The organism is Lactiplantibacillus sp. 7.2.4, from assembly GCF_018991185.1.
Classification (GTDB): Bacteria; Bacillota; Bacilli; order Lactobacillales; family Lactobacillaceae; genus Lactiplantibacillus; species Lactiplantibacillus pentosus.
Window position 1 is genome coordinate 1 of record NZ_JAGYGS010000097.1, and the last position, 6,700, is coordinate 6,700.

A 6,700-nucleotide genomic window follows, 5' to 3' on the forward strand; every position below is an offset into this window, starting at 1 on the left:
TAGCTAAGCAGCAGGGTAAATATCATGGGCGCAAACCCCAATATGCCAAAGATGATCCCCGCTTGCAACATGCTTTTAAGCTTTATCGAGCTGGCATGAGTGACATTGATGTGTCCCGAAATACTGGGATTAAGCGGACAACCTTTATTCGGTATCGAAAGAAATTCAGTGTGTATAGATAAATTTCTCATTAAATAAGCAGGGCAGTGAAGAAAAAATTTAAATAGGAGTGAAATAACAGATATATGGAAATAAAACTAATAGAGGTTAGTGCATTTTGGATAAGTAATTAAAAAGTTCCGATCCAGAAAAATACAAAGGTAAACGTTGATCTAATGGCTTCATATACCTAAGAAAATAACAAATCAATTTTTAGACTTAAGATTTGGTTTATAATAGATTAGTATTAACGTTAACTAAATTCATGAGGAGTTTAAAATGAAAATTACACCAGAAACTAAAACACTTGCTGCCATTTTTCAAACTAACAGTAGTGTTCACTATGTAATACCTGTCTATCAACGCAGTTATTCTTGGAAAGATGAACAAATTGAAACGTTGTTTGATGACATTAAAAATGAAGATATAGGTTACTATGTCGGCAACCTACTAATCAATACAGATGCATCTTCTAATAATGTTATTGATGGACAACAGCGATTAACCACATTATCACTTATGCTATTAGCAATTCATGAAAATCTCACGTCATTTTATCAAAAAATGAATCAAACTGATCCCGACTTTGAGAAAGTTTCTGAAGCTAGATTAGACATTAAACGTCAAATACTAGATGGAGATGTTGTTCGTTTAAGATTACTCGACAAAGATCAAACGGTATGGGAAAATCTTGTAAAAGTTCTTCAGGGGGAAAATCCTGGTAAATGGGGAAACTATTTTTTAAGTAAAAGATACAAGTACATACGCAACGAATTATTAAAGGGCCCTCTTTTTTCGACCCCTTCAGAATTATTAACTTTCTATAAAAAACTCGTTAATATAGAATTGCTGCAAATTTCAGTTCCAAATATATCTGATGCCTATCAAGTATTTGCTAGTTTAAATTCTAAAGGTATGCCTCTTACGCCTTTAGATTTATTAAAAAATGTTTATTTATCTAAAAATGGCGATTCTAATAAATGGAATAAATTAAAAGAAGGCTTCAAAAAAAATGATGAAGAGGATGCTACAAAGCTAACATCCTTTATTCTTAATAACTATGATGCTTTTGAAACGGATTCAACTAGCAGTCTAACTAAAGGGAAAATCGTTAAATCATATGATAAGATTTTTAAATCTAAGGGAGCCGATTACATTGATGTATTAATAAAACGTGCAAAAGTCTATTTAAAGATTGCTAATACTGATAATGCTTATCGTTGGGATTTGTCAGGACTAGCTAAGTTAGATGCAACCACGTGTTACCCGTTAGTTCTTAATCTACTATGTAATCAAGTTAATTATGATCTATCGGATGCTCAATTTAATGATATATTAGCGGATCTAATTAAATTATATGTGCAAAGAAATATTGCATTAACACCTAAAGCATCAAATTTACGCTCGTCTTTAAATGGATTACGAAAAGTAATTGTAGAAAATGGTTGGAAATCAAACGAACTAGTTAATAAAATTCACGAAAAAATAAAGACTCTTCAACCTCGATGGGATTCTGTCCATTTAGCGTTACAAGATGGGATTTACGATAAAAACAAAAAAACTACTCGTTTTATTTTAATATCACTAGAAAGAAATTATGGAACTTTTTTCAACAAATCTAATCCAGATTCACTTGATGATTATGATTCTAATGGTAACTTGAGATGGTCAATAGAACATATCATTCCACAGGGAATACATCTCCTGGACACATGGAAAGATACATTAAGTCCAGATGACCGTGATCTTGCAACTGAAATTCAAGCGCAATATGTCCATCGTCTCGGGAACTTAACCTTAACCCCATATAATTCAGAGATGGGTAATAAATCTTTTGTTGAAAAAAAAGAGTTTAAAGTTAGTGACAGCCTTGTTGGGCTATCACTAAAAATATACTTAAATGATTCAATTGATAAATCGAAGAATACTTTTGGTATTAATGAATTAAAACTGAGACAAGCTGCTTTAGAAGAGAAAATGAAGGAAGTATTTTTAATATAGAATCTATTTTTTGTTATAGAAAGTGTTATATTTTTTTGACACTAGGAAATGTGCAAAACTATAGACTTACAGATGGATTATAATCAACTTTTTGGGGCCACTTTACATGGAAGATCGTTTTATTTTAATTGTCCGAAAAAATAGAATTATTTGGTTAAGTCTAAAGAGGCACTTCATAATCGAGGTGCCCCTTTTTAGATTTAGCTAGTAATCCGTACCGAATTAAGTTAATGGCTTACGATCTGTCAACAAAGCAATCGGCGACAGAATCAATACAATCACCGCGCCTACTAAGTAGGTATGACTGAAGGCCTGGCTGATTTGTCGATTCTTAGTATGCTTAATTTTTCTCAAAGCTGTCGTTAAAGCTTCTTTTTGTGCCAATTGTTTGAGACCTACTAACAATTTTTTCTGACCCTGACTTATTTTCTGATTACCCAAATTAATTTTTTGAGAAGCTACTGACAGTTTAGATATAGCGGTATTTTGATTTTCTAACTTGGTTAAGGTAAGTGCTAGTTGCTGGTTACCCGCTTTTAAGTTGTCAGTAGCTAGTGCTAACTTCTTCTGGGCTTGGTAGACCTGGTGAAGATCGGTTCCCTTTGGGGGCTGTGGTAAATCAACTTGAGATTTGGCCGCTTGTTTAAGGGCACGTCTTAGGTTCGTCTGTTTGTTTTTAGTTGTTAATTTGGCTGATCCAGTAGTGGAAAATAGGCTATTCAATTGTTGATGAGCCACTTTGTTTACTTTGGGTGATAATTGCTGTCGATCAACAATTTGAATGGCATCTTGCTGAATATGCTGCTTAGCTGTATTGACATTATTATCAAGGACCGTTACTAGAATTGCAATTCCTAAACAGGTACCAATTTGACGCGATGCGTTAACAATTCCCGAACCAATCCCACTTTTATTTTTGGGCAAATGCTTAACCGAGGCCACTAAAGAAACCGAAGAGAACCCAAAACTAACACCGTTAATCACCAGAAAAGTAATGATAACAACTTTAGGCGTTGTGGTGGTGATAAACGACAAGAGCAGTAAACTAGCTGCCATGACTAAGAGGCCAATCAAAGTAACCGGAACTGCGCCAACTTGATCAAATAACTTAGTTCCCAAAGGCATCGCTACCATGATTGTTAAAGAAACTGGAATAATAATTAGGGCTGCATGTAACGCTGTATCGTTCAGAACGTCTTGTAAAAAATAATTTAAAATCAGGGTGGGGCTAACTAACGCAAAGCCAGTTAAAAAGTAAACTAAACTAGAAGCAGTTAAGGTTTTTTCACGGAACAAATCTAATTCAAGTAGTGGGTGTTTGACTTTACTTTCGATAAAGATGAACAATCCAATAGCTAATACGCCGCCAATGAGTGTTCCTAATATGATGCCCGATTGCCAACCATATTGGCGGCCTTCTAGTAGGCCAAAGGTTAAACCACCCAAGCCTAGTGTTAAAAGAACCGTTCCTGGTAAATCAATTCTCCCCGCCAAGGATTCGTCATATGATTCCCTTACCCCCATAGCTATAATTAGAAAGGCTACAATGGTTAAGGGGACATTAATGCCGAATACCGAGCGCCAAGAAGCATATTCAATAATCACGCCACCAATCGGTGGCCCCCCGGCAGCGGCTAAAGCCGTTACCGCGCCCACAACGCTAGCAATTTTGGACATATGCGCTTTGCCAAATATTTCAATTCCCATTGGTAAGACAATCGGGGTGATAATGGCACCGCCTAATCCTTGAAAAAATCGAAAAGCAATCAATTCTGGTAATGACGTTGCCAGCATACAAGCCGCTGAAAAGCCGCCAAATAAGGCTAATCCTAATAACATAATTTTTTTACGACCATAACGATCAGCAATCTTTGAACCAGTGATCATAAAAACGGCTAAGGCTAACGTATAGATGGTGACAACCCAACTTGTATCAGTTAGACTGGCATTGAAATGGGTCATAATTTTGGGTAAAGCAATGTTGACGATAGTACTGTCTAAGGTGCCCATAAACATCGCAATGGTTAACCCGATAAAACTGATAATTTTAGTAGCTTTTGACATCTATCAAGCGCTCCTTTCGGTAACAGATGAATACAAAGGAAACATTTGTTACCTTTATTTGCGACTTTTAGTATAATTAGTCCTAAGCATAAAAACAATCCTTATTGGCTAAGTGCTACAGATTGCTATAATTTGTTACCGATAGTAGAGGAGATGTTAATAAAATGAACGGAAAGCAGCGTATGGTTGAGCAGTCTAAGCAATGGTTATGCGACGCCCTTATAAATTTAATGACGAAAGAGAGCTTTCAGGATATTTCTATTACTGAAATTGCCCAAACCGCTGAATTATCGCGAAAAACGTTCTATCATTCTTTTAAAAATAAAGAAGCGGTCATTAATTACCTGTGTGATCAGTTGTTCGATCAGTACTTTGAACAATTACTCCAGCAGAAACCGCAGGTAGGGGAAATGATGTTAAAAACTACTTTTGACATTTTTTTAAATTTTTGGTGGCGAAAACGGGATTTAATTCAATTATTGATCCGCCAAGGCTTATTTGATCACATGAATGAAATTTGGCAACAAAAAGCAATCCCCCGTTATCAACAGTTTGCGGCTCCCTGGCATGTTCAGGGCACTCCTACCCAAGTGAATTATGTGATGGCCTTTCAACTAGGTGGTTTTACCAATATTCTACGCGTCTGGTTAGGCCAAGATCAGCCTGAGCCACCAGAACAAATTAAGGATTTAATGTTATTGGCTGCCCAACAATTAGCTGATAGTTTGAATACAAATTAGATTAGTTAGACAGAAATAATCAGGATTTAACTAAGATTATGAATACCATTCAAAATGAGGGGCTACCCTATATGTATTAAATTTGCCGTCTATGACGGGACTTGCTGATTCTAATTTACGGCAACTGATGACAAACCTTATTATTGAACTATAGTAAGTACCAGGCTGAAAGAGCGTAAGCGGATTATTAACCGGCATCAACAGGGCATTGTCCTGGCTAACCAGCAGGGCAAATATCATGGTCGTAAACAGCAATATAATGAAGATGATCCCCGTTTAAAACACGCCTTTAACTCTATCAACCAGGCATGAGTGACATAGACATTGCCCGGAATACCGAAACGAAACAGCTAATAAAAGCAGGTACTACAAATGTAATACCTGCTTATTTTTTCCTACTACTGTCAACACGATCACCTAAGATTCCAACTAATACGCCAACAACCAGAATACAACCAACTAAATCATGATATGGAAAATCGTAGTGATTACTTGCCCACAGTATGATTAAAAAAATTACAACTAGGGTTGTGCGAAGCAAAAAACTTTTTCTCACACTATTTGGCTGCCAGTGGTAATTTAAAGATGATAAAAGTCGATACAGCGTAAATAATTAAAATCGGAATCAGTAACATTCCATAGGTGATGGGCCACGTCAAAATGGTCATTAAGGCAGTGCCAACGGTATTTAAAATTACTAACGTTTTCCTGGTTAGTTTAAATGAATGCCACATTAAAAACCACCAGTAGACCAATGAGATAAGCAGTATAAAGCTTCCCAATTCAGTTAATGACAATTTATATTCCTCCTAGACGTTGCTTATTTGTATTAGCACTATGGAACATATTTTAGACAGGCTCTCTAAATTAATACGTTTTGATTTTATAAACGCCAAAACGATTAATGTCCATATAAAGTTTACTATGCGGGTGAGCATCTCTCATATTAGTCAGGTGATCTGCTATATTGCTAAAATAGACAGAAAGGGTAACTCCGACTGGTGGAGATACAAGTGATCCAAATTCAGCAATAGCTTGACCATTTTTGAATTCTGCTATCTCTTTATTTACTGCTGTCTTATTGCGCATATACACCCTAATCCCCCACCAAAAATGTTTAATAGTTGGATTTGATGAAGACTTGGCCAATACTACACCGAATGCTGCACTTGTTGAAGCTCCATATGTCTTATCATTAGTCTTGATAGTATAGCCGTTGCTTTTAATGTCAGCATTGACTTGTGAAAGCTCATCTTCTATTTCTGTAACCACGCTTTGAGAGACATTATTATTTTCAGGGAGCTGTAATACGTATTGATTATTAACAACTTTTACATATGGATCAATTTGATTAATTTGATTCTCAGTCAATTGATTATTTTCTGAATCTGATAATTTTGCTGTTTCAGTTGTTTGACCAGCATCCTTTATGACATTAGTTTGGTTTAACTGGGTAGTATCTGCAGAAGCCCTGCTTGTTGGTATATATGTGGCAGTTAAAATTGCACTTGCCAATAGAACTAACCCTAAAGAACTAACCCTAATTTTCTGTTTTTCATTGTTCATCGACCTCCCAAAGTAGCAAAATCTTAGCCTACGAATTATATAAAAATATTTACAAGCAAACCATAAGTCTTATTTTTAGTATTTTCAATTATAATACTCATACGCGTGGTGCTAGTTAAATTTAGACAGTAAAAAAGCCTGACGGTTTACACTTAAAGCAATACACAGTA

General features: G+C 35.7%; 5 protein-coding genes and 1 pseudogene. 4 read left to right on the forward strand and 2 right to left on the reverse strand.

The window, feature by feature from the left end; all coding sequences use genetic code 11:
- Together KGF70_RS16195 and KGF70_RS16200 are read left to right on the forward strand one after the other, a co-directional pair.
- A partial coding sequence (locus KGF70_RS16195) for a helix-turn-helix domain-containing protein (RefSeq protein WP_253955632.1) occupies positions 1-182 on the forward strand: 182 nt, incomplete at its 5' end.
- A 256-nt stretch (positions 183-438) separates the two neighbouring features.
- Positions 439-2,160 carry a DUF262 domain-containing protein gene (locus KGF70_RS16200; protein WP_216786501.1) on the forward strand — a complete coding sequence of 574 codons (1,722 nt, stop codon included), beginning with the start codon at positions 439-441 and terminating at the stop codon, positions 2,158-2,160.
- A 222-nt stretch (positions 2,161-2,382) separates the two neighbouring features.
- Here KGF70_RS16200 and KGF70_RS16205 read toward each other — a convergent pair whose 3' ends face one another.
- Entirely contained in the window at positions 2,383-4,224 is a 1,842-nt protein-coding gene (locus KGF70_RS16205) for an MFS transporter (protein WP_216786502.1), read from the reverse strand.
- 164 nt (positions 4,225-4,388) lie between these two features.
- Between KGF70_RS16205 and KGF70_RS16210 the strand changes: the two genes are divergently transcribed.
- Together KGF70_RS16210 and KGF70_RS16215 are read left to right on the forward strand one after the other, a co-directional pair.
- Positions 4,389-4,964, forward strand: a complete 576-nt coding sequence (locus KGF70_RS16210; protein ID WP_041153625.1) for a TetR/AcrR family transcriptional regulator — start codon at positions 4,389-4,391, stop codon at positions 4,962-4,964.
- Positions 4,958-5,434 (forward strand): annotated as a pseudogene (locus tag KGF70_RS16215) (recombinase family protein); the annotation flags it as partial. The gene KGF70_RS16210 and the pseudogene KGF70_RS16215, both read left to right, overlap by 7 nt.
- Positions 5,435-5,831: 397 nt before the next feature.
- On the opposite strand, the gene KGF70_RS16220 reads toward KGF70_RS16215, so the two are convergent.
- The gene (locus KGF70_RS16220) at positions 5,832-6,530 is read right to left on the reverse strand and encodes a hypothetical protein (protein WP_065492999.1); all 699 of its coding nucleotides are present in this window, start codon (positions 6,528-6,530) and stop codon (positions 5,832-5,834) included.
- Between the last annotated feature and the right edge of the window lie 170 nt (positions 6,531-6,700).

Excerpts from the sequence above, each read along its gene's own strand:
- KGF70_RS16200 (WP_216786501.1), top strand. The coding sequence starts at position 439 with ATGAAAATTACACCAGAAACTAAAACACTTGCTGCCATTTTTCAAACT.
- KGF70_RS16205 (WP_216786502.1), bottom strand. The coding sequence starts at position 4,224 with ATGTCAAAAGCTACTAAAATTATCAGTTTTATCGGGTTAACCATTGCG.
- KGF70_RS16210 (WP_041153625.1), top strand. The coding sequence starts at position 4,389 with ATGAACGGAAAGCAGCGTATGGTTGAGCAGTCTAAGCAATGGTTATGC.
- KGF70_RS16220 (WP_065492999.1), bottom strand. The coding sequence starts at position 6,530 with ATGAACAATGAAAAACAGAAAATTAGGGTTAGTTCTTTAGGGTTAGTT.